Origin of the sequence: Streptomyces rubiginosohelvolus (assembly GCF_014649875.1) — a bacterium.
GTDB classification, from domain to species: domain Bacteria; phylum Actinomycetota; class Actinomycetes; order Streptomycetales; family Streptomycetaceae; genus Streptomyces; species Streptomyces rubiginosohelvolus.
Genome location: NZ_BMTW01000003.1, coordinates 45,830 through 68,173 on the forward strand (window position 1 = coordinate 45,830; position 22,344 = coordinate 68,173).

General features: G+C 71.2%; 20 protein-coding genes. 11 read left to right on the forward strand and 9 right to left on the reverse strand.

Annotated features, from left to right (window positions below):
- Positions 1–98: 98 nt before the first annotated feature.
- Positions 99–734 (forward strand): TetR/AcrR family transcriptional regulator, encoded by a 636-nt coding sequence (locus IE134_RS10000; protein WP_032784696.1) that lies wholly within the window; start codon positions 99–101, stop codon positions 732–734.
- A gap of 94 nt (positions 735–828) precedes the next feature.
- On the opposite strand, the gene IE134_RS10005 is transcribed toward IE134_RS10000, so the two are convergent.
- On the reverse strand, positions 829–3,825 hold the full coding sequence (locus tag IE134_RS10005; RefSeq protein WP_189430247.1) for a bifunctional [glutamine synthetase] adenylyltransferase/[glutamine synthetase]-adenylyl-L-tyrosine phosphorylase: 2,997 nt from the start codon (positions 3,823–3,825) through the stop codon (positions 829–831).
- Between the two features lie 219 nt (positions 3,826–4,044).
- Between IE134_RS10005 and IE134_RS10010 the strand changes: the two genes are divergently transcribed.
- Positions 4,045–4,566: a pyridoxamine 5'-phosphate oxidase family protein gene (locus IE134_RS10010; RefSeq protein ID WP_189430249.1), complete on the forward strand. Its 522-nt coding sequence runs from the start codon at positions 4,045–4,047 to the stop codon at positions 4,564–4,566.
- On the opposite strand, the gene IE134_RS10015 is transcribed toward IE134_RS10010, so the two are convergent.
- Together IE134_RS10015 and IE134_RS10020 are read right to left on the reverse strand one after the other, a co-directional pair.
- The gene (locus IE134_RS10015) at positions 4,559–5,350 is read right to left on the reverse strand and encodes a putative protein N(5)-glutamine methyltransferase (protein WP_189430250.1); all 792 of its coding nucleotides are present in this window, start codon (positions 5,348–5,350) and stop codon (positions 4,559–4,561) included. The genes IE134_RS10010 and IE134_RS10015 overlap by 8 nt on opposite strands.
- A 253-nt stretch (positions 5,351–5,603) precedes the next feature.
- Positions 5,604–7,103, reverse strand: a complete 1,500-nt coding sequence (locus IE134_RS10020; RefSeq protein ID WP_126931423.1) for an MDR family MFS transporter — start codon at positions 7,101–7,103, stop codon at positions 5,604–5,606.
- Positions 7,104–7,339: 236 nt separating this feature from the next.
- Here IE134_RS10020 and IE134_RS10025 point away from each other — a divergent pair, with 236 nt between their 5' ends.
- Entirely contained in the window at positions 7,340–7,939 is a 600-nt protein-coding gene (locus tag IE134_RS10025; protein WP_098018406.1) for an acyl-CoA-like ligand-binding transcription factor, read from the forward strand.
- Positions 7,940–8,056: 117 nt separating this feature from the next.
- Here IE134_RS10025 and IE134_RS10030 read toward each other — a convergent pair whose 3' ends face one another.
- The gene (locus tag IE134_RS10030) at positions 8,057–8,824 is read right to left on the reverse strand and encodes a GntR family transcriptional regulator (RefSeq protein ID WP_098018404.1); all 768 of its coding nucleotides are present in this window, start codon (positions 8,822–8,824) and stop codon (positions 8,057–8,059) included.
- A gap of 160 nt (positions 8,825–8,984) precedes the next feature.
- On the opposite strand from IE134_RS10030, the gene IE134_RS10035 reads away from it, so the two are divergent.
- Entirely contained in the window at positions 8,985–9,323 is a 339-nt protein-coding gene (locus IE134_RS10035; protein WP_089114959.1) for a hypothetical protein, read from the forward strand.
- Positions 9,324–9,413: 90 nt separating this feature from the next.
- Positions 9,414–9,710 carry a hypothetical protein gene (locus IE134_RS10040; protein ID WP_030718530.1) on the forward strand — a complete coding sequence of 99 codons (297 nt, stop codon included), beginning with the start codon at positions 9,414–9,416 and terminating at the stop codon, positions 9,708–9,710.
- A gap of 154 nt (positions 9,711–9,864) precedes the next feature.
- Here IE134_RS10040 and IE134_RS10045 read toward each other — a convergent pair whose 3' ends face one another.
- The 3 genes from IE134_RS10045 to glnA2 form a co-directional block, all read right to left on the reverse strand.
- Entirely contained in the window at positions 9,865–10,782 is a 918-nt protein-coding gene (locus IE134_RS10045) for a MerR family transcriptional regulator (protein WP_189430252.1), read from the reverse strand.
- 115 nt (positions 10,783–10,897) lie between these two features.
- Entirely contained in the window at positions 10,898–11,878 is a 981-nt protein-coding gene (locus IE134_RS10050; RefSeq protein WP_189430254.1) for an HNH endonuclease, read from the reverse strand.
- A 114-nt stretch (positions 11,879–11,992) separates the two neighbouring features.
- Entirely contained in the window at positions 11,993–13,354 is a 1,362-nt protein-coding gene (gene glnA2, locus IE134_RS10055; RefSeq protein ID WP_006124033.1) for a gamma-glutamylpolyamine synthetase GlnA2, read from the reverse strand.
- 255 nt (positions 13,355–13,609) lie between these two features.
- Here glnA2 and IE134_RS10060 point away from each other — a divergent pair, with 255 nt between their 5' ends.
- From IE134_RS10060 to IE134_RS10085, 6 genes are all read left to right on the forward strand, one after another.
- The gene (locus IE134_RS10060; RefSeq protein ID WP_189430256.1) at positions 13,610–14,290 is read left to right on the forward strand and encodes a thioredoxin-like domain-containing protein; all 681 of its coding nucleotides are present in this window, start codon (positions 13,610–13,612) and stop codon (positions 14,288–14,290) included.
- Positions 14,287–15,015, forward strand: coding sequence for a DUF305 domain-containing protein (locus IE134_RS10065; RefSeq protein ID WP_030707772.1), 729 nt, complete (start codon positions 14,287–14,289; stop codon positions 15,013–15,015). Before IE134_RS10060 ends, IE134_RS10065 begins: the two co-directional genes overlap by 4 nt.
- Positions 15,016–15,172: 157 nt before the next feature.
- Entirely contained in the window at positions 15,173–15,598 is a 426-nt protein-coding gene (locus IE134_RS10070; RefSeq protein WP_010057672.1) for a CBS domain-containing protein, read from the forward strand.
- 108 nt (positions 15,599–15,706) lie between these two features.
- Positions 15,707–16,126: a DUF6153 family protein gene (locus tag IE134_RS10075; protein WP_030707776.1), complete on the forward strand. Its 420-nt coding sequence runs from the start codon at positions 15,707–15,709 to the stop codon at positions 16,124–16,126.
- 70 nt (positions 16,127–16,196) lie between these two features.
- On the forward strand, positions 16,197–17,789 hold the full coding sequence (locus tag IE134_RS10080) for a multicopper oxidase family protein (RefSeq protein ID WP_189430258.1): 1,593 nt from the start codon (positions 16,197–16,199) through the stop codon (positions 17,787–17,789).
- A 122-nt stretch (positions 17,790–17,911) separates the two neighbouring features.
- The gene (locus tag IE134_RS10085) at positions 17,912–19,666 is read left to right on the forward strand and encodes an NAD+ synthase (RefSeq protein ID WP_098894886.1); all 1,755 of its coding nucleotides are present in this window, start codon (positions 17,912–17,914) and stop codon (positions 19,664–19,666) included.
- Between the two features lie 110 nt (positions 19,667–19,776).
- Here IE134_RS10085 and IE134_RS10090 read toward each other — a convergent pair whose 3' ends face one another.
- Together IE134_RS10090 and IE134_RS10095 are read right to left on the reverse strand one after the other, a co-directional pair.
- Positions 19,777–21,066, reverse strand: coding sequence for an MFS transporter (locus IE134_RS10090; protein ID WP_189430259.1), 1,290 nt, complete (start codon positions 21,064–21,066; stop codon positions 19,777–19,779).
- A 155-nt stretch (positions 21,067–21,221) separates the two neighbouring features.
- The gene (locus tag IE134_RS10095) at positions 21,222–22,247 is read right to left on the reverse strand and encodes an endonuclease/exonuclease/phosphatase family protein (RefSeq protein WP_189430261.1); all 1,026 of its coding nucleotides are present in this window, start codon (positions 22,245–22,247) and stop codon (positions 21,222–21,224) included.
- Between the last annotated feature and the right edge of the window lie 97 nt (positions 22,248–22,344).

Genomic DNA, 22,344 nt, shown 5'->3' on the forward strand with positions numbered 1-22,344 from the left:
CGCGACGTAAACCTAAAGCCTTTCGGTTTCGGGGAATGTAGCCTCACCCCAGGTCATCGGGGAAGACCTTTCGCCGACGCAGATCAGGAGAACCGCACATGGGACGGCCGCGCACACCGCTGCTCGACCGGGAGCGCATCGGTGCCACGGCGCTCGAACTGCTTGATGAGCACGGGGAGTTCAGCGTGCCGCAGGTCGCCCGCAGGCTGGGGGTGCAGACGGGTTCGGTGTATCACCATGTGGACGGGCGGGCCGGGGTGATCGAGCTGGTCCGCGAACGCGTCAGCGCGTCGATCGACACGGCCACGCTGGACCTCCACCCCTGGGACACGGCCCTGACCGCCTGGGCCCGCTCCTACCGCGCCGCCTTCGCCGCCCACCCGCACGCGATCCCGCTGCTGATGACGTCACCGGTACGGGCCCCGAAGGTACTGGCCCAGTACGAACAGGCGGTCCGCCTGCTCCTGGACGTGGGCTTCCCGGTGGACCGGGTGATGACGGTGATCACGGCCCTGGAGAACCTGGTACTGGGCTCGGCGCTGGACCTGGCGGCCCCGGAGACGATGTGGGAACTCCCGGCGGACTCCCCCGGCACGGAGAACCTGGCGGAGGCACTGGCGGCGATCGGCCCGGGCCGGGCGGACGCGGCGTTCGAGCTGGCGCTGGGGGCGTTCATGGAGCACTGCCGCACGTTGGGCCCGTCCGGCGCGCACTCCAGCCCGTCCGGCGCTTGAGGACGTCTTTTCCAGCCCCTCCGGCGTTTGAAGGAGCGGGGTCTGGGGCGGAGCCCCGGGAAGGGGCGCCGGGGCGGAGCCCCGGGAACACCCCTCAGCCCGCCGCCCCGTAGAACCGCCCCTCCACCACCGCCCGAGCCCGCCGCGTGGTCCGCCGGTAGTCGTCCAACATGTCCCCGACATGCCCCGGCTCGTACCCCAGATACCGCCCCACCGCCGCCAACTCCCGAGGATCGGACGGGAACGTGTCGCCCGGCCGCCCCCGCACCAGCATCACCGCGTTGCGCACCCGCGCCGCCAGCACCCACGCCTCGTCCAGCGTCTGCGCGTCCTCCGCCGGGATCAGGTCGGCCGCGCACGCGGCGGCCAGCGCCTCGCGCGTACGCGTCGTGCGCAGGCCGGGCTCCGCCCACCCGTGCTGCATCTGGATCAGCTGCACGGTCCACTCGACATCGCTCAGCCCGCCCCGCCCCAGCTTCGCGTGGAGCGTGGGGTCCGCGCCGCGCGGCATCCGCTCGGACTCCATCCGCGCCTTGAGCCGGCGGATCTCGCGTACGGCGTCCTCGCCGAGCCCCTCCATCGGATACCGCAACGGGTCGACCAGTTCGACGAAGGCCCGCCCCAACTCCTCGTCGCCCGCCATGTGTTCGGCCCGCAGCAGCGCCTGGCTCTCCCAGACCAGCGACCAGCGCCGGTAGTAGGCCTCGTACGACTTCAGCGTGCGGACCATCGGCCCGGTCCTGCCCTCGGGACGCAGATCGGCGTCGATGAGCAACGGCGGGTCTGCGGTGGGAAGTTGGAGCAGTCGCCGCATCTCGCTCACCACCGCGTTCGCCGCCCGCCCCGCCTCCTCGTCGCTCACGCCCTCGCGCGGCCGGTGGACGAAGAGGACGTCCGCGTCGGAGCCGTAACTCAGCTCGTGTCCGCCGAAGCGGCCCATGCCGATGACGGCGAACCGGGTCGGCAGGGTGTCGCCCCACCGCTCACGGACGGCGGCCCGCAGCGCACCCGCGATCGTGGCGGCGTTGAGGTCGGTGACGGCGGAGCCGACCCGGTCGACGAGGGCCCCGTGGTCCTGCTCGGCGGGGCTGTCCTCGGTGCCGTACGAGCCGATGAGGTCGGCGGCCGTCGTACGGAACAGCTCCCGGCGGCGCACCCCGCGCACCACCGCGACCGCCGACTCCGCGTCGCCCGCGCGCCCCACCGCGGCCAGTACCTCCTGCTCCAGGTGTTCCCGGGTGCGCGGCGTGAGCCCCTCCGGGTCGCCGAGGATCGCCACCGCCTCCGGGGCCCGCAGGAGGAGGTCCGGGGCGAGGCGGCCGGCGGAGAGGACCCGGGCGAGGTTCTCCGCGGCGGCGCCCTCGTCGCGCAGGAGCCGCAGGTACCACGGGGTCTTGCCGAGCGCGTCGGACACCTTGCGGAAGCCGAGGAGCCCGGCGTCCGGGTCGGCGGAGTCCGCGAACCAGCCGAGGAGCACCGGCAGCAGCGTGCGCTGGATGGCGGCCTTGCGGGTCACCCCGGAGGAGAGGGCCTCCAGGTGCCGCAGGGCGGCCGCCGGGTCGGCGTACCCGAGGGCCTCCAGACGGATCGCGGCGGCCTTCGCGCTGAGCCGGGACTCGCCGGGGGCCAGCTGGGCGACGGCGTCCAGCAGCGGCCGGTAGAAGATCTTCTCGTGCAGCCGCCGTACGACGGAGGCGTGCCGCTTCCACGCCTTGTTCAGCTCGGCCACCGGATCGGTGCGCATCCCGAGCGACCGACCGAGCCGCCGCAGATCCGCCTCGTCCTCGGGGACCAGATGGGTGCGGCGCAGCCGGTAGAGCTGGATGCGGTGCTCCATGGCGCGCAGGAAGCGGTACGCCTCGTCCAGCTGGGCGGCGTCCGCGCGGCCGACGTACCCGCCCTCGGCGAGCGCCCGCAGCGCCTCCAGGGTGGAGCCGCTGTGCAGCGAGGCGTCGCTGCGCCCGTGCACCAACTGGAGCAGCTGGACGGCGAATTCGACGTCCCGCAGTCCGCCGGGTCCGAGCTTCAGCTCGCGCTCGATGCGGTCGGCGGGGATGTTGTCGACGACCCGGCGGCGCATCTTCTGCACGTCGGGGACGAAGTTCTCCCGGTCGGCGGCCCCCCAGACGAGCGGCGACACGGCCTCGACGTACTCGGCGCCCAGCTCGGGGTCGCCCGCCACCGCCCGGGCCTTCAGCAGGGCCTGGAACTCCCAGGTCTTGGCCCAGCGCTGGTAGTAGGCGAGGTGGGAGCTCAGGGTGCGCACGAGCGGCCCGTTGCGGCCCTCGGGGCGGAGGTTGGCGTCGACCTCCCAGATGGTGCCCTCGACGGTGGTGTCGGAGCAGATCCGCATCATGTGCGCGGCCAGCCGGGTGGCGGCCTGCATGGCCTTGGTCTCGTCGACCCCGTCGCGCGCCTCCCCGACGAAGATCACGTCGACGTCGGAGATGTAGTTCAGCTCCCGCCCGCCGCACTTGCCCATCGCCACGACGGCGAGCCGGCACTGCGCGGCGTCCTCGGGTGCCGACGTGCGGGCGATGGCGAGCGCGGCGCGCAGGGTGGCGGTGGCGAGATCGGCCAGCTCGGCGGCGGTCTGGGCGAGACCGGTCGTCCCGCAGACGTCCCGGGCGGCGAGGGTGAGCAGGCACCGGCGGTAGGCGACCCGCAGCGAATCCGGGTCGACGGCCTCGGCGAGCCCCTGCTCGAACTCGGCGACCCCGGGATGCAGGTCGGCCGACTCGTACGTGACGAGCGCCTGCCAGTCGCGCGGGTGCCGGGCCAGATGGTCCCCGAGCGCCTCGGATGCGCCGAGGACCCCGAGGAGCCGGTCGCGCAGGGGCTTGGCGGTGACGAGGGTGTCGAGCAGCACCTGCCGCTCGCCCTCCTCCCCCGCCTCCACGATCCGGACCAGTCCGCGCAGGGCCAGATCGGGGTCGGCGGTGGCCCCGAGCGCCTCCAGGAGGACCGGATCGGACCGTACGGAGGCGAGCGCGTCCAGGTCGAGGAGCTGCTCGGCGGCGGACGGGTCGGTGAATCCGTGCCGCAGCAGCCTGGTGAACGTACTGCTCCTGCGCCCCGGCGCGGTCGTCATCCGTGCTCTCCTGCCAGCCGAACCGATCTGCGTAACTGTTCGGCCGCTTCCCTGCCGGCGTCACAGCTCTCCGAGCCTAGTCCTGTGCCGATGAATTCGGGGCGACGGCGGAGTCCACCCACGGGGAAAGCACCTGACAGCACCCCGTGACAGCACCCCGTGACAGCACCGATTGACAGCACCGTTCAGCAGCACCGCTGGACACCACCCGGAGGAACCATGTCCACGACCGAGCAGCCCCCGACCACCGAGCTGGACGCCCGCTACAGCAGCGAGGGCGCGACGGCCCGCCCCTGGCCGGAGACGGCCGCCGTACTGACCGACGCCCCGCTGTACTGGCTCTCCACGGTCCGCCCCGACGGCCGCCCCCACGTCACCCCGCTGATCGGCGTCTGGTCGCAGGGCGCCCTTCACTTCTGCACGGGCCCGCAGGAGCGCAAGGCACGCAATCTGGCGGCCAACCCCGAGGTGGTCCTGACGACGGGTGCGAACACCCTGGACTCCGGCTTCGACGTCGTGGTGGAGGGCCGGGCGGACCAGGTGACGGACCACGAGCGGCTGACCGCCCTGGCCCGGGAGTGGGAGGCGAAGTACGGCGCCGACTGGCACTTCGACGTCGAGGACGGCAGCTTCGTCCAGGCGGAGGCGGGCCACGCCCATGTGTTCGCGGTCCACCCCCGTACGGTGTTCGGCTTCGGCAAGGGGGAGCCGTACAGCCAGACGCGCTACCGCTTCACGTGACCCGGGCCGTCCCGACGAGGACGGTGGCGTACAGCTCCTCGGAGACCAGGACCCGCGGAGTGAGCCCGGCGGCACGCAGGACCTCCACCGCCGTGTCCCGCTGCCGCTCACCGGCCTCGACGAGCAGGCTGCCGCCGGGCGCGAGCCACTCGGGCGCTTCGGCGGCGACCCGGCGCATGACGTCGAGGCCGTCGCCGCCCCCGTCGAGGGCGACGCGCGGTTCGTGGACGCGGGCCTCGGCGGGGAGCAGTTCGACGTCGGCGGTCGGCACGTACGGAACGTTGGCGAGGAGCACGTCGACGCGGCCGCGCAGGCGGGCGGGAAGGGGGACGAAGAGATCGCCCTCGTACACCTCCCCCAGGTCGCCGACGTTCCGCCGGGCGCAGCGCACGGCGGCGGGTTCGACGTCGCAGGCGTGCAGTTCGGCGGTGTTCGAGGCTGCGGCGAGGGCGACGCCGAGGGCGCCGGAGCCGCAGCAGAGGTCGACGACGACGGCCCGGCGGGGTGCGAGGTCGGCGGCCTGCGCCACGAGGAACTCCGTACGCCGCCTGGGCGCGAAGACACCGGCGTCCACGGCGAAGCGGCGACCGCGGAACTCCGCCCAGCCCAGGACGTGTTCGAGCGGGAGCCCGGCGGCGCGGCGCTCGACGAGGGCGGACAGTTCGTCGGGGGAAGCGGCGGCTTCGTGGAGGAGGAGGGCCTCGTCCTCGGCGAAGACGCAGCCGGCGCGGCGGAGGGCGAGGACGGTGGTGGAGAGGGTGGTGCTGATGGGGTGAACCGACATACGAGCGAAGCCTTTCGGGACATCCGATGGGCGCTCGACGATCGTCCTAGTCCGTCCGGTCAGCTTCGGTTACTGCCGGCCGTCCGACGTGATCGCGCGGGGTGAGCACCCAGCCTGATCCAGCGGTAATGGGTCTCACCTCCTCGGTCGATCGCGTCGTTCCCCGTGGCGTACGGGGGTCGTAACAGTACAACAGCCCGCTTCCGCACCCGCGGGGGGCGCGAAAGCGGGCTGGACGGGCCGTGGGTGCGGCTCACAGATCCACGCTGTCCCGCAGCTTCGTCGGCGTGAGGAACAGCGACGCGATGACGCCGACCACCGCGATACCGGCCGAGATGAGGAAGATGTGGCCGGTGGCGTCCCCGTACGCGGCCCGGACGACGTCCTGGACCTGGGGTGGCATGGCGGCGACGTTGAGGGTGGAGCCGCCGGAGCCGGAGGCGGCGGGATCGATGCCGAGCTTCGCCAGCCCGTCCGTGATCTTCGTGGACACCTGGTGGGCGAGGACCGCGCCGAGGACGGAGACGCCCATGGTGCCGCCGAGGGAGCGGAAGAAGGTGATGGCCCCGCTGGCCGCGCCGATCTCACTGAGCGGCACGGTGTTCTGGAGGACGAGCACCAGGTTCTGCATCGACATACCCACTCCGACGCCGACACCGAGCATGCCCAGCGACACCATCACGAGCGAGGTCTCGTGGTCGATGAAGGACAGTCCGAGGAAGCCGAGGGCGAGGACGACGACACCGGCGACGATGAACGGCTTGACCTTGCCGGTCTTGGAGACCAGCCGCCCGGCGACGGTGGAGGAGACGAGGACGCCGGCCATGAGCGGAATGGTGAGGAGGCCGGCCTCGGTCGGCGAGTAGCCGCGTCCGATCTGGAAGTACTGCCCGAGGAAGACCGCGCCCCCGAACATGGCCATGCCGACGGCGAGGCTGGCGACGATGGCGAGGGCGGGGTCGCGGCGGCGGACGACGTGGAGCGGAACCACGGGCTCCTTGACGCGGTTCTCCACGAATACGGCCGCCCCGAGGATGACCACGCTCCCGCCGACCATCAGTGCGCTCTGCCAGGAGATCCAGTCGAAGTCGTCGCCGACGAAGGTGACCCAGAGGAGCAGGAGGCTGACCCCGGCGGCGATGAGCGAGGCCCCGAGGTAGTCGACCTTGGTGTCGGGCCGGCGGACCTCGACGAGGTGCAGGGTGCGGGCGAGCATCACGGAGGCGAGGAGGGTGAAGGGCACGGCGATGAAGAAGCACCAGCGCCAGCCGAGCCAGGAGGCGTCGGTGATGAACCCACCGAGCAGCGGCCCGCCGACCGTGGCGACGGCCATGACGCCGCCCAGGTAGCCGTTGTAACGTCCGCGCTCCTTCGGGCTGATCATCGCGGCGATGATCACCTGGACGAGCACCTGGAGCGCGCCCATGCCGAGCCCCTGGACGGCACGGAAGGCGATGAGCTGCTCGGTGGACTGGGCGAACCCGCACGCGACCGACGAGACGACGAAGAGCCCGATGGCTATCTGGAGCAGCAGCTTCTTGCTGAACAGGTCGGCGAGCTTGCCCCAGATCGGGGTGGAGGCCGTGGAGGCGAGCAGGGTCGCGGTGACGACCCAGGTGTACTGGGACTGCGTGCCGTCGAGGGACCCGATGATCTGCGGCAGCGCGACCGAGACCACAGTGCTGCTGATCATCGCCACGAACAGCACGATGAGCAGCCCGCTGAGGGCCCGCAGGACGTGGCGGTGGTCCATGGGTGCGGCGGCGGGGGCCCCGGCCGGGGCGGCGGCGGTGTCTGCTGCGCTCACGCGCAACCTCCGGAAAAGTTCGTACGAGAGGCCCGTCAGCGGTGTCGGCACCGGGTCAACCCGAATCCGTGCACGACCCCGTACGGGAGGGAGAAGGCTTCACCATACATGCACACTGGGCAATTTTGCCCACTGAGCAAGAATCTCACACCCGGGGGATGCGTCCGGGGGATAATGCCCCCATGGACAGCAGCACCGCGGGCCCTGGACTTCGGGAACGCAAGAAGGAAGCCACCCGCCAGGCTGTGCACGAGGCGACCCTGCGCCTGACGGTGGAGCACGGCTTCGACCAGGTGACGGTCGAGGCGGTGGCGGACGCGGCCGGGATCTCCCGCAGAACGTTCTCGAACTACTTCACCAACAAGGAGGACGCCCTCCTCCACGGCGAGGAGCAGCAGATCAGGGCCCTGGTCCGCACGGTCCGCGACCGCCCCGCCGACGAACCCGCCTGGCCGGCCCTGCGCGCGGCGGTGGCCCAGTTCGCGGACCGCGTGGCACCCCCGGAACGCGAATGGGCGATCCGCACCCGCCTGGCGATGCGTCACCCCTCGCTGCTGGCACGCCAGTTGGCCAACCACGCCGCCCTGGAACGCGACTTGGCCGAAGCGGTGGCAGCCCGCCCCGGCCCCCAGTCGGCCCCGGTCCGCCCGATCGTCCTGGCGGCGGGCTTCCTGGCCTCGCTCCGGATCGCGATGCGCATGTGGATCGAGGAGGACCTGGCGCGGGAGCCGGCGGCGGTGATCGACGAGATCCTGGACGAGATGGGGCGGGGGTTCGCGTGAGGGTGGAGGTTGGCGTGAGGGCGGGGACGCCGAAGGGCCAGGCCCGTCGGTGTACCCGCCCCCTCGGCAGCCGCGCCAGGAATCCGGCTGACCGGAGTCCGGCTAGTCGGAGTCCGGCTAGTCGGAGTCCGGCTGGTCGATGCGGATCTCGTAGGCGATCTCCCAGCGGATGTCCGGCACGACGACATCGGCCGTCTCCACGGGGCGGCCCTCGCGGTCGAAGTACGTGCGCTCGATCTCGATGACCAGGTCACCGATGGAGATCCCGAGCAGGTTGGCCTGTTCGCGCGTCGCGCGGGCCGGGCGGGGCAGTTCGATGCCGGTGGCGATGTCCACACCGATGGAGCGCATGCGCTCGACGACGCCGATCTTGCCGTGCGGGCCCATCTCCGGGAGCAGGACCGGCGTCCCGTCCGTGATGGCCATCGGCTCCCAGCTCTTGGCGAGCTGTACGGGCATGCCGTCGGCGAGGAACTCGTAGTCCGTCACGACGCAGAGGTCGCCGGGCTCGATCGCCAGACGCTCCGCGATGTCCTCCGGCGCGGGTACGCGCGCCACGCTCGTGCACTCCCAGTCCGCCTCATGGTCGAGCTCGGCCATGTCCGAGGCGAACGGACTCCTGTTCCGCTGCTCGCGGTGGCGTGAACGGACCATGCGCCGGCGCTCGCGGGCCCGGCGGACGTACGTACCGGAACCGGCGCGGCCTTCGAGGATCCCCTCGATGATCAGACGCTCCATGGCCCGCTGCGCCACGGACTGGCCCACGCCGTACTCCTCGGCGAACCGCGCCCGGGACGGCAGCTTGTCGCCGACGGCCCATTCACCGGCCCGGATGCGAGCCCGCAGCTTGTCCGCCACCTGCAAGTACGGCGTATCACGTGGCATTTGAGCAGCTCCGTGTGTTCGGCGTCGGTATGGGCGTCGCTGGTTGACAAAGCTAACCCATCAGGTTGAAGCTGAATACTCAGCATTACCTGGAGTGACCTTCAGTTCACAGGGGAGAAGTGTGCGCTCTGCACAAGCGCGGATTGCGGCGCTGACCGGCATGCTCGCCGCCGCCACAGGCACCGAACCGCGTGTGGCCACCGACCTGGACGTCATCCGCGTCGAGGCCGATCTCCCCGCCGAATTGAGCGCGACCGCACACGCGGCCGTCCTCGCAGCCCTGGCCACGGCGGACCGCTACGGGCACACGCGCACCCGCACCGCCGAGTACGTCTGGGCCGAGATCAGCAGAGAGGCGAACGTGACCACGACCGAATCCCCCGACACGGCCTACCGCGCCCTGCTCGGCCACACGATGACCTGCACCGCCTGCCGGACCGGGGCGATCTGCCCCGACGCGGCCAAGCTCGTCCGCGTCTGGCGGGAGACCCGCCGATGAGGGCCCACCACCCCCGCAGCTCCACCAGCGACGGAGGCACCTGATGCGCAGCACCCGCCAGGCGTTACCGGCACCACCCGGGAGGCCCGGATGATCACCCTCTCCCCGACGGACGTCCTCGACTGCGAGGCGTGCTGGAACGCCCCGGTCACCGCCGCCCGGCAGACCCCGGTCGGCCGTGACCTGCTCTGCGAGGAGTGCGCGGAGGGCGACTACCCGCGCCGCGTCGACCTGTTCCCGCCGTTCGGCATCTACGGCCTGACGCCCCGCAAGCTCCTGAACGACGGCCGGCACGGCAGCGGCCCCCCGAAGCTCCCACCCAACCCGGGCCCGCCGCTGCCCAACCCTCCCCCGGCCCCGTCACCGCCGGGGACACCGCCGGTGTAGGAGGTCGCGCTCCCGCCCTGCCCGCGCCCCCTCCGGAAGCGCGGGCAGTTGTCAGTACCCCTTGCTAGGTTGCATGGTGCTTGCAGACCGGTCAGACCTGCGAGGTACGCGGTCAGGGGGGTGGGCACAAAGGTCTCCGGGAGCCACCTCGGGACTATGTTGCATGCCGTGGATCCCCACCCCCCTCATCCGCCGTGAGCACGGACAGCTCTTCGGCCAGTTCCATACAGCGCAGGCGGGCCGGGGAGAGGTCATAGGGCATTTTTCCGGTGGCTTCGAGCACACTCATGACCCTGCCGGAGCCAGAACCTGAACCGTCCTTCTCGTCATCGCCGGTCTCAGGGTGCGCAGCGTCCCAGGCGTCGAAGAGGGCATCGTCGCCCTCGTCGAGGCCGGTCTCCTCGATGACGGCGTGCAGGGCGCTTTCGAAGGCGTGCCGTTCGGCGGCCACGCGAGCGACTCGCGGGTCGTCGACGGCGACGCTGTCGTCGAGTGCCTCTTCGGCGGCGTCGATGCGATCGGATTCCTCCCGCAGAGCGGGATGCGTGGCCAGGGCGACGAAGCGCGTGGCCTGGACGGCTGCTCCGAGCGGGCCGAAGATCCGCTCGGTGACCAGGAGAGTGTCCAGGTCGGCCTGGCGCAGGGAGCCCTCGGGCAGGCCCTTGAGGCGTTCGGTGACGAGATCGGAGAGCAGGCCCGTCCGGCTGCCTTCGGCGCGCATCCGCTGCACGGCGGTGCGTTGGCGCTGCAGCTCTGCCTCCTGGGCGGCGAGGGATTCCTCCACACGCCCCAACATGGCCTCGATACCGTCCCCGCTGTCCGCTCCGCCGGAATCCTCGGCGAAGGCGTCGCGGATGTCCTCCAGCGCAATACCGGCGTCGGCCATCCTGCGAATCCACAGCAGCCGGATCATGTCCTCGTACCCGTAGCGGCGGCGGTCATCGCCGCCCCGCTCGGGCTCGGGGAGCAGGCCGATCTCGTGGTAGTGCCGGATCGCCCGCGGCGTACAGCCGACAAAGGCCGCCGCGTCACCGATCCTGACCTGGCGAGGCGGCATGAAGGACGCGGGCATGAGGGGCCTTTCCTCGGAGAAGCGGGACGTAAGTACACCGGACCACATGCCGCTACGGAAGGTGCAACTCCATCGCCCCCTTGGACCGTCGTCCAGGCAACACAGCTCGGCGATGTCACCAGGTGGCGACGGTCGCTGCATGGTGGTCCGCGACGACAGCCCGGTCTATCGGGGCATCCGGCGGAACACGCAGAGGCACACCGGCCAAGGCGCTGTACACATCGTGACCTGCCAGGCTCGGTGCTACGTGCACGACCAGCTCGGCGTCGATGGCGAGCAGACCGCTGTCGAACAGACGGTGCACGTCCGACCGCAGGATCAGACCTTCCTCCACACGGTGCTGCTCCGTTTCGGCGAAGGGGCGGAGGTGGGCTGCCTCCAGGACCTCGGCCGGCGCCGCGCCGGTGACGGCGCAGATCAGCCCGTACTCGCGTACCAAGGCACGGCGGAACCCATCCTGGCCACGTCGCACTGCGGACGCCGACCTCCGGCGCCCGCCCGGCAGCTCCTGCGGTCGATGTCCGTCCGCACGGCGGAGTTCACGACGGCTCGGCAGGCGGACTCCCCGGGCATCGATAGCGGTCAAGGTTCGGCGACGGTCCATCTTCTTGATCGACTGCTGGTCGGACCGGCTCAGGCTGAGCTCGCTCAACTGCGCCTTGTCCAGACAGCCGTCCAGAGGCTGCCAGGTCCCTCCGTAGTGCGCCCGGAAAGCAGTGACGCGGACGGTTTCGGAAGTCGGGGTGTCGAAGGCGTTCTTACAGCGACTGCACCAGAACCGGGGCAGCATCGTGGCTCGCTCTTTGAAGCCGGTACTTCTGCAGAAGGGGCATCGGCTGCGGACCTTCTCCTGGTCGGGCAGTACCTGGAGAGCTTCTACGTATCCCGCCCCGAGGGCTTCCTTGCCGTTCCGTACCACCACCAGGTCACCGACCGCCACGTGTTGGTGGTTCCCCACGGTCGAGTCGTAGCTGTACGACTCCTCGATGATGTCCTCGTAGCCGGAGTTTCCCTGAAACTGCCGTTCCTCCCCGGTCACGAGAAAAGACCATGCCATGCCGCGGGTGTTTGGTGCCGCGCTCTCCGCCTCCGTCATGCTCAGGAGCATACGAACGGCCACGGACAACGGGCCCGGCGGTACTCACCGCGGGGCCCGTTGCGTGCCGTCGGAACCTCCGGCCGAAAACACGGCCGCTCCGGGACTCAGGAGTTACAGCACCGGCAGCAACGCCTTCAGCTCAAAGGCGGTCACCTCGCTGCGGTACTCCTCCCACTCCTGCTTCTTGTTGCGCAGGAAGAAGTCGAAGACATGCTCGCCCAGGGTCTCGGCCACCAGCTCGCTCTTCTCCATCAGCGAGATCGCCTCGCCCAGGTTCTGCGGCAGCGGCTCGATGCCCATCGCGCGGCGTTCCGCGTCGGAGAGGGCCCAGACGTCGTCGTCGGCGCCGGCCGGGAGTTCGTAGCCCTCCTCGATGCCCTTGAGGCCCGCGGCGAGCAGGACCGCGTACGTGAGGTACGGGTTGGCGCCGGAGTCGATGGAGCGGACCTCGACGCGGGCCGAGCCGGTCTTGCCGGGCTTGTACATCGGGACGCGGATGAGGGCGGAGCGGTTGTTGTGGCCCCAGCAGATGTACGAGGGGGCCTCGCCGCCCGCGCCGGCCGCGCGGGAGGAGCCGCCCCAGATGCGCTTGTAGGAGTTGACCCACTGGTTGGTGACGGCCGAGATCTCCGCCGCGTGCTTCAGGAGGCCCGCGATGAAGGAGCGGCCCACCTTGGAGAGCTGGTACTCCGCACCCGACTCGTAGAACGCGTTGCGGTCGCCCTCGAAGAGGGAGAGGTGGGTGTGCATGCCCGAGCCCGGGTACTCCGAGAACGGCTTCGGCATGAACGTCGCCTGCACGCCCTGCTCCAGCGCCACCTGCTTCATCACCAGGCGGAACGTCATGATGTTGTCCGCCGTGGAGAGCGCGTCCGCGTAGCGGAGGTCGATCTCCTGCTGGCCCGGAGCGCCCTCGTGGTGGCTGAACTCGACCGAGATGCCCATCGATTCGAGCATGGTGATCGCCTGGCGGCGGAAGTCCATGCCGACGTTCTGCGGCGTGTGGTCGAAGTAGCCCGAGCTGTCCGCCGGCGTCGGGCGGGTGCCGTCGACCGGCTTGTTCTTCAGCAGGAAGAACTCGATCTCGGGGTGCGTGTAGAAGGTGAAGCCCAGGTCGGACGTCTTGGCAAGGATCCGCTTCAGGACATAGCGCGGGTCCGCGAAGGACGGCGAGCCGTCCGGCATCAGGATGTCGCAGAACATCCGCGCGGTGCCGGGAGCCTCCGCGCGCCAGGGCAGGATCTGGAAGGTCCCCGGGTCCGGCTTGGCGATCATGTCCGACTCGTAGACCCGTGCGAAGCCCTCGATCGCCGAGCCGTCGAAGCCGATGCCCTCGTCGAAGGCCTGCTCCAGCTCGGCCGGGGCGACGGCGACGGACTTGAGGAACCCGAGGACGTCGGTGAACCACAGCCGCACGAAGCGGATGTCGCGCTCCTCAAGGGTCCTGAGGACGAATTCCTGCTGCTTGTCCATTGCCACATCCTTGCAGTTCAGACGGTCCGTGCACCACCGCCCGGGGTAGGGGGACACTTCAGTATCGCGACCCGGGATTTCCCCCAGATTACGCACACGGTGTGAGAGAGAGCACTCGGCCACCCACTACGATCGGCGACCGAGCAGCGGTCGGCTTCGGTGCCTGCTTCCTCTCCGGCTTTCCGCCCGTCCGCGCACCCCGGTCCACGGACCGTTCTCCCGTCTCCCGGCCCCTTCGCAGAAGGACTCCACGACATGAGCTTCGACCCCCGGTACCCCCAGCCGCAGGCCCCCGCCCCCGGTGCGCGCTCCACCCGCAACCGGGCCATCGCCATAGGGCTGGGCGCCGCCGTCGTGGCCGGTCTCGTCGCTTTCGGCTCGTTCCTGCTGCTGGAGAACTCCGCGGCCGACGAGAAGTCCGACAACGCCTCGGCGGCCCACGACGGCAAGCACCCGGGCGGGCACGGCGGCGCCAAGGGCGGGGCCATCGAGGGGCTGAAGTCCTGGGACGCGGCGAAGCTCGGCCGCCAGCATGTGGCGGGGACGGTGGACTATCCGATGAAGCCTCCGGTCGGCGGCGACCACAACGCGTCCTGGATGAACTGCGACGGCGACGTATACGAAAAGGCCCTCCCGGACGTCAACGCCGTCCACTCCCTGGAGCACGGCGCGGTCTGGGTCACGTACAACGGCTCGGCAGCCGAGACGGATGTCGCCGCGCTCGCGGAGCGGGTCGAGAAGACCCCGTTCACCCTGATGAGCCCGTACGCCGGCCAGGAGGGCGCGATCACGCTCAGCGCCTGGGGCAAGCAGGTCACCGTGGACTCCGCCGACGACCGGCGGGTGGACCAGTTCCTCACCGAGTACGTCCAGGGCGCCCAGACGCCCGAGCCCGGCGCCCCCTGCACCGGCGGGCTGGCGACGGTGCCGCAGTGACCGGCACGACAGACCCTACGGACCCGGCACCGACTGCCGAGCGGCGGAAGACCGCGCGTGTGCGGTGGGCGGCCGGGGCCGCCGTGGCCCTCGCCCTGCTCTTCGCCGGGGCCGCCGCCGTCGCCGCCGCCCGTGAGGACGGTTCCGCGCCCCGCGCGGCCGGTGCGCCCGCCTCGGACTCTGCCGACGCCGGGTTCGCCCGGGACATGGCCGTCCACCATCAGCAGGCCGTCGAGATGTCGTTCATCGTCCGCGACCGTACGGAGGACGAGGACGTCCGCCGTCTCGCGTACGACATCGCCAACACCCAGGCCAACCAGCGCGGCATGCTCCTCGGCTGGCTCGACCTCTGGGGGCTGCCCAAGGTCGCGGGCGGTGACCGACGCCCGATGGCCTGGATGGGCGGCGGCGAAGGCGACGGTGGGCATGAGCATGGTGGGCACCGGCCGGACCGGGGCAGCGACGGTGTGCTCATGGCCGGAATGGCTTCCCGCGCCGAGCTGGAGCGGCTCGCGCGTCTCGACGGCAAGCAGGCCGAGGTCTTCTACCTCCAGCTCATGACGGACCACCACAAGGGCGGCGTCGCCATGGCCGAGGCCTGCGCCTCCCGCTGCACCGTCCCGGTGGAGCAGCGGCTCGCCCAAGGCATGGTCGAGGGGCAGCAGTCCGAGCTGGGGCTCATGCGCGACATGCTCACCGAGCGGAAGGCCCGGCCCCGGTCCTGAGCCCGGGGCCACGGCCCGGACGACGCGCGTCAGCCTGCGTCCTCGCGTCGGCGCACCCGAACGGGTGATTGCGGTCGCGCGTGCGTCCCCCGCCGATGACGATGGGTGCGCTCGGGGCCGTACGGCAGTGCCATCGGCACGCAGGAGGAAATCCCCCATGACGACCGCCAAAGACATCATGCACAGCGGGGCCCGCTGGATCCCGGCCCACGAGACCCTCGACCGTGCGGCGCAGCTGATGCGCGAGCACAACGTGGGCGCCCTGCCCGTCTCCGCCGACGGCGACTCGGACCGGATGGTCGGCATCATCACCGACCGCGACATCGTCGTCGGCTGTGTGGCCAAGGGGCACGACCCGTCGAAGGTCACGGCGGGCGATCTGGCGCAGGGCACGCCCCGCTGGATCGAGGCGGAGGCCGATGTGGACGCGGTCCTGGAGGAGATGCAGACCCACCGCATCCGCCGGCTGCCCGTCGTCGAGAACAAGAAGCTGGTCGGCATGATCAGCGAGGCCGACCTCGCGCAGCACCTCACCGAGGAGCAGATCGCGGGCTGGGCGGAGAAGGTCTACTCCCGCAGCTGAGAGGCCCCGTCGTGCGCGTGACAGCTGCCCGGCGCCCCTGGTCCGCTTCGGCGGGAGGGTGCCGGGCCGCCGCCCGTCCGTATACCCGCCGGGGGTAGGGTGGCCCGCATGGCGGGCAGGACGCGGAGCAGGAGCGTGACGTACGGGCAGCTGATGCTGTTCGCCGCCCTGCTGTTCGGCATCGTCACCATGCATACGGTCGGGCATCCGGCCGAGCACGGCGAATCGGCCGCGATGTCGGCGACCTCCGCGTCGTCGGCTGCGTCGCCGGGTGCCATGGACGAGCACCCCTCGCAGCACGGCTCCCCCGGGGCCGATGCCCCCATGAGCGGCATGGATCCGCTCTCCGTCTGCCTCGCCGTCCTCGGTGTCTGGGGCCTCGCCCTCGTCGGCTCCTGGCTGCTCGGGCTGCGCGCCGACGGGCGGCCTCTCGGTACGCCGGTGGGGGCGGGGCTCCTGCGCGTGCTGCGGCCGAATCCGCCTCCCCCGATATCGGTGCTCGCCAGCGTCTCGGTGCTGCGCATTTAGGAGTGGGCGTCTCACCTCCGCCCCTTCCCTAAACCACCGGATCACCCAGTACTTCAGAGGTGTCTTCAGCATGCCCATGCACCAATTCCCCCGCCGCGCCGTGCTCGGCGCCGCTCTCGCCGTCGCCGGTACGGGAGCCCTCGCCGCCTGTTCCGACGGCGGCAGCGGCCACGGCGGCGCCCACTCCCCCGGCGGCGGGGCCCAGGACTCCGGTACGTACGTCACGCCCGGCGGCAAGGAGGTCGAGGCCGCCGAGGCGGCGCGCGGCTCCGGGCCCGTACGGAAGGTCTCCCTCACCGCCACCCGGACCCGGCTCGATCTGGGCGGCGGCACCACCGTCGCCTCCTGGGCCTACGGGGACCGGCTGCCCGGGCGTGAGGTGCGGGTGACGGCCGGGGACACCCTCGCCCTCACCCTGGCCAACCACCTTCCGCAGCCCACCTCCCTGCACTGGCACGGGCTCGCGCTGCGCAACGACATGGACGGGGTTCCCGGGCTGACCCAGCGGGACATCGCCCCGGGGGCCGAGTTCGCCTACCGGTTCGCCGTACCGCATCCGGGGACGTACTGGTTCCACCCGCACTCCGGTGTCCAGCAGGACCGGGGGCTGTACGCGCCGCTGATCGTCGAGGACCCGAAGGAGCCGTTGGCGTACGACAAGGAGTGGGTCGTCGTCCTCGACGACTGGGTCGACGGGGTGGACGGGTCCACTCCGGACGCCGTCCTCGATGAGTTGTCCGGAGGTATGAGCGGCGGCGGGCACGGCGGGATGGATCATGGCGCGCACACCATGTCCGGTTCCGGTGAGGACGATCCCGGTGACAGCGGGCCCTCCCGGATGATGATGGGCGCCCGCAGTGAGCTGCTCGGGGGCGACGCCGGAGATGTCGCCTATCCGCACTACCTCGTCAACGGGCGCGTCGCGGACGATCCGGAGACGTTCCGGGCGCGGCCCGGGGACCGTATCCGGCTGCGGATCATCAACGCAGGCGGCGACACCGCCTACCGCGTCGCGCTCGGCGGGCACCGGATGACCGTGACGCACACCGACGGGTTCCCTGTCCGGCACACCACGGGGGACGCGCTGCTGCTGGGGATGGGTGAGCGGTACGACGTCCTCGTCACCGCCGGGGACGGGGTCTTCCCGCTGACCGCCCTGGCCGAGGGGAAGAAGGCGGCCGCCCTCGCCGTCCTGCGGACCGGGGGCGGGGCCGCGCCCGCCGCCTCCGTACGGCCGAAGGAGCTGGAGGGAAAGGTGGTGCAGGCGGGGCGGCTCGCGCCCGACCCGTCGGTGGCGCTGCCCGCCCGTCTGCCGGACCGGACCATCCGGATGAGGCTCACCGGCGGGATGGCGATGTACGACTGGGCCTTCGACGGACAGCCGTACGACGCGAAGCGGCGGCGGCCGGTGGAGGCGGGCGAGCGGGTGCGGCTGATCTTCGACAACGGGACGGCCATGTGGCATCCGCTGCATCTGCACGGGCACACGTTCGCGCTCGGCGGGAACGCCGCCGGGGCCCGTAAGGACACCGCGATCGTGCTGCCGCACCGGTCGTTGACGGTGGACTTCGACGCCGACAACCCGGGGCTGTGGATGGTCCACTGCCACAACGTCTACCACGCGGAGGCGGGGATGATGACGGTCCTCGGTTACCGGGGCTGACCTTCCGCGACTCTCGGTGGGCGGCGCGGACAGCCGCTCCCACCTGCGGTTCCGGTGGGCCGGAGCAGATTTTGCCCGGCCCGCCGGGACATCGCGTCAGAAAGACGATTACACTGGCGGACGTGCCTCAACTACGCCTCGCACTGAATCAGATCGACTCGACCGTCGGCGACCTCGCCGGCAACTCCGAGGCGATCGTCCACTGGACCCGGCACGCCGCCGAGCAGGGCGCCCACCTCGTGGCGTTCCCCGAGATGGTGCTGACCGGATACCCCGTCGAGGACCTGGCCCTGCGGTCGTCCTTCGTCGAGGCCTCGCGGCAGGCGCTCCGCGCGCTGGCCGTCCGGCTCGACGCGGAGGGCTTCGGCGAACTGCCGGTCGTCGTCGGCTACCTGGACCGCTCCGAGCACGCCGCGGCGCGCTACGGACAGCCGGCCGGCTCTCCGCGCAACGCCGCAGCGGTGCTGCACCGCGGCGGGATCGCGCTCAACTTCGCCAAGCACCACCTGCCGAACTACGGCGTCTTCGACGAGTTCCGGTACTTCGTGCCGGGCGATTCGATGCCCGTCGTGCGGGTCCACGGCATCGACGTGGCCCTCGCCATCTGCGAGGACCTGTGGCAGGACGGCGGGCGCGTCCCGGCCGCCCGGTCCGCCGGGGCCGGGCTGCTGCTGTCGATCAACGCCTCGCCGTACGAGCGGGACAAGGACGACACCCGGCTCGACCTGGTCCGTAAGCGGGCCCAGGAGGCCGGCTGCACGACGGCCTATCTGGCGATGATCGGCGGTCAGGACGAGCTGGTCTTCGACGGTGACTCGATCGTCGTCGACAAGGAGGGCGAGGTCATCGCCCGCGCCCCGCAGTTCTCCGAGGGCAGTGTGATCCTCGATCTGGAGCTGCCCGCCGCGGCGGCCGAGGCGCCTTCGGGCGTGGTGGACGACGGGCTGCGGATCGACCATGTCGTGCTGTCGGACGAGCCGGTCGCCGCGTACGAGCCGGAGCTCGCGGGCGGGTACGCGGAGCGGCTGGAGGACGAGGAGGAGATCTACTCGGCGCTGGTCGTGGGGCTCCGTGCGTACGCTGCGAAGAACGGTTTCAGCAGTGTGCTGATCGGGCTCTCCGGCGGGATCGACTCGGCGATCTGCGCGGCCATCGCGTGCGATGCACTCGGTGCGCAGAACGTGTACGGGGTCTCGATGCCGTCGAAGTACTCCTCGGACCACTCCAAGGGCGACGCGGCCGAGCTGGCGCGGCGTACCGGGCTCAACTTCCGTACGGTGCCGATCGCGCCGATGTTCGACGCGTACATGGAGTCGCTGGAGCTCACCGGGCTCGCGGAGGAGAACCTCCAGGCCCGGCTGCGCGGGACGACGCTGATGGCCATCTCCAACCAGGAGGGGCAGATCGTGCTGGCGCCCGGCAACAAGTCGGAGCTGGCGGTCGGCTACTCCACGCTGTACGGGGACGCGGTCGGGGCGTACGGGCCGATCAAGGACGTCTACAAGTCGTCGGTGTTCCGGCTGGCGAAGTGGCGCAACCGGGCGGCGGAGGAGCGGGGGCAGACCCCGCCGATCCCCGAGGCCTCGATCACCAAGCCGCCGAGCGCGGAGCTGCGGCCGGGGCAGGTCGACACGGACTCGCTGCCGGACTACGAGGTGCTCGACGCGATCCTGGAGATGTACGTGGACCGGGATCAGGGGATGGACGCGATTGTCGCGGCCGGGTTCGATGCGGAGCTGGTCGCGAAGACGTTGCGGATGGTGGATACGGCGGAGTACAAGCGGCGGCAGTATCCGCCGGGGACGAAGATTTCGCCGAAGGGGTTCGGGAAGGATCGGCGGTTGCCGATCACGAATCGCTGGCGCGAGTCGTCTTAGTGGGGGGTGGCGGTTGCCGGGGGCGTCCGGCGGCCGCCCTTGTCCTCAAGCGCCGGACGGGCTGGGCTCCCACGGGGGTGTCCGGCCCGTCCGGCGTGTCGGTTCCGTCCTCAAGCGCCGGACGGGCTGGAGTTGGCGGATTTGGCTGCGGGCCCACCCGGCGAACCGGTTCCGTCCTCAAACGCCGGACGGGCTGAAGCGGGTGCCGGACGGGCTGGAGTGGCCGAGTGCGCCGCCACCACCCGGGAGCTCTTCCCCTCGCCCCGGTCCAGGAATCCCGCCGTCGCCGCTATCGCCAGGCCCGCCACCGCCAGGACCGCGCCCACGAACGCCGGGGACGTCCAGCCCCAGCCTGCCGCTATCGCCACGCCGCCCAGCCAGGCGCCGCCCGCGTTGGCCAGGTTGAAGGCGGAGTGGTTGGAGGCGGAGGCCAGGGTCGGGGCGTCCTTCGCCTTGTTCATGACCAGCATCTGGAGCGGGGTCGTCGTCATGAAGCCGACCGCGCCCAGCAGCATCACCATCGTCAGCGCCGCCCACTGCACGTGCACCGTGAACGGGAACGCCACCAGCACCACCGCGAGGGCGCCGAGCGAGCCGTACAGGGTGGGGCGCAGCGCGCGGTCCGTCAGGGGGCCCGCGGCGAGGGCGCCCAGGGTCATGCCGATGCCGAAGAGGGCCAGGACCAGGGTCACGGAGGACTCGCCGAAGCCCATCGCCTTCGTCGTCATCGCCGAGAGGTACGAGTAGACCGCGAAGACGCCGGCGAAGCCGAAGACCGCGGTGAGCAGGCCGAGGAGCACCTGGCGGTTGCCGAGGGCGCGCAGTTCGCGGCGTACGTCCTGATGGGCCTCGACGGGGATGTGCGGTACCAGGCGGGCCAGGGCTGCCATGGCCGCCAAGCCGATCGCCGCGACGACGAGGAACGTGGCCCGCCAGCCGAGGTGCTGACCGAGGAGGGTGGCGGCGGGGACGCCGACGATGTTCGCCACCGTCAGGCCGAGGAACATCGTCGCGACCGCACGCGCCTGGCGGCCCTCGGAGACCAGCCGGGCGGCGACCACCGCGCCGACGCCGAAGAACGCGCCGTGCGGAAGACCGGCGAGGAGGCGGCCCGCGACCAGCCAGCCGAAGTCCGGGGCGAGCGCGGAGGCCAGGTTGCCGATGGTGAACAGCGCCATCAGGAGCAGTAGCATCTTCTTGCGCGGGACGCGGGAGCCGAGGCCGGTGAGCAGCGGTGCGCCGAGGACGACGCCGATCGCGTACGCGGAGACGAGGTATCCGGCGGTGGGCACGGACGTGCCGAGGTCGTCCGCCACGTTGGGCAGCAGGCCCATCATGACGAACTCCGTCGTGCCTATGCCGAAGGCGCTCACGGCCAGGGCGAGCAGGGCCAGGGGCATGGGGAACCTTCGCAATCTCGGAGCGGGGGCAACGAAGAGCCGTCGCCTCGGCGTGGACGCCGGGCGACGGCTGGGTCTTCTTTATGTATGCGACTGGAACAAATTGTCGCAGACGTTTTATGCCGCGCGGTGAACGGGCGGTTGCGTGGCCGTGATCACAGCTCCACGCGGGCCGCGATCGGGAGGTGGTCGCTGTCGGTCGCCGCGAGGGTCCAGGAGGCCATCGGCTCGACGCCCTTGACCATGATCTGGTCGATCCGGGCCATCGGGAACGAGGCGGGCCAGCTGAAGCCGAAGCCGTCGCCCGCCGCGCCCTGGGTGGAGCGCATCTGGGCGGTGACCGCGTTCAGCGAGCGGTCGTTCATCGTGCCGTTCAGGTCGCCGAGCAGGACGACGCGCTCCACGCGTTCGTCGGCGATGGCCTCGCCGAGCGCGTCGGCGCTGTCGTCGCGCTGGTTGGCGGTGAACCCGGCGTGCAGCTTCACGCGGACGGACGGCAGGTGGGCCACGTACACCGCGACCTCGCCCTGCGGGGTCTTCACCGTCGAGCGCATCGCCCGGGTCCAGCCCATCTTGATGTCGACGGGCTTGGTGTCGGCCAGCGGGTACTTGCTCCACAGGCCCACGGTCCCCTGGACCGAGTGGTACGGGTAGCGGCCGGCCAGCGACTTCTCGTACGTGGAGACCTGCCGGCCCGGGAGTTCCTGGAGGGCCACGACGTCCGCGCCGGATCCGGCGACCTGCTGGGCGGTGCCCTCGGGGTCGGGGTTGCCCGCGTTGACGTTGTGGGTGGCGACGGTGAGGTCGCCGCCGCCGCCGGACTTGTCGGTGAGCAGGCCGCCGAACACGTTGAGCCAGACCACGGCGGGCAGCAGGAGCGCGATCAGGGCGGTCGCGGAGCGCCGCAGCAGGCCCAGGACCAGCAGGACCGGGATGAAGAGCGCGAGCCACGGCAGGAACGTCTCGATGAGGCTGCCGAGGTTGCCGAGCCGGTTGGGGATCTGCGCGTGGACGACCATCAGCAGGGTCACCAGCACCGAGCAGAGGGCCAGGAGGATGCCGCGCCGCCAGTAGCCCGGGTCGTTTCTCAGCCGGTCCCACAGGCCCCGGAAGCGGGATCCGCGGGCCCCGGGCTGCTCGGCGCTGCCGTTGTCCGTGTCCGCTCCGTACGCCTGCACCATCGCGCTGTCCTCACTGCCTTGCCCTGCACATCGCCGCGCCCTCGACCCTAGGTGATGAGCGGCGCCTTTCCCGCCGTCGACCTACCGGCCCGCCGGG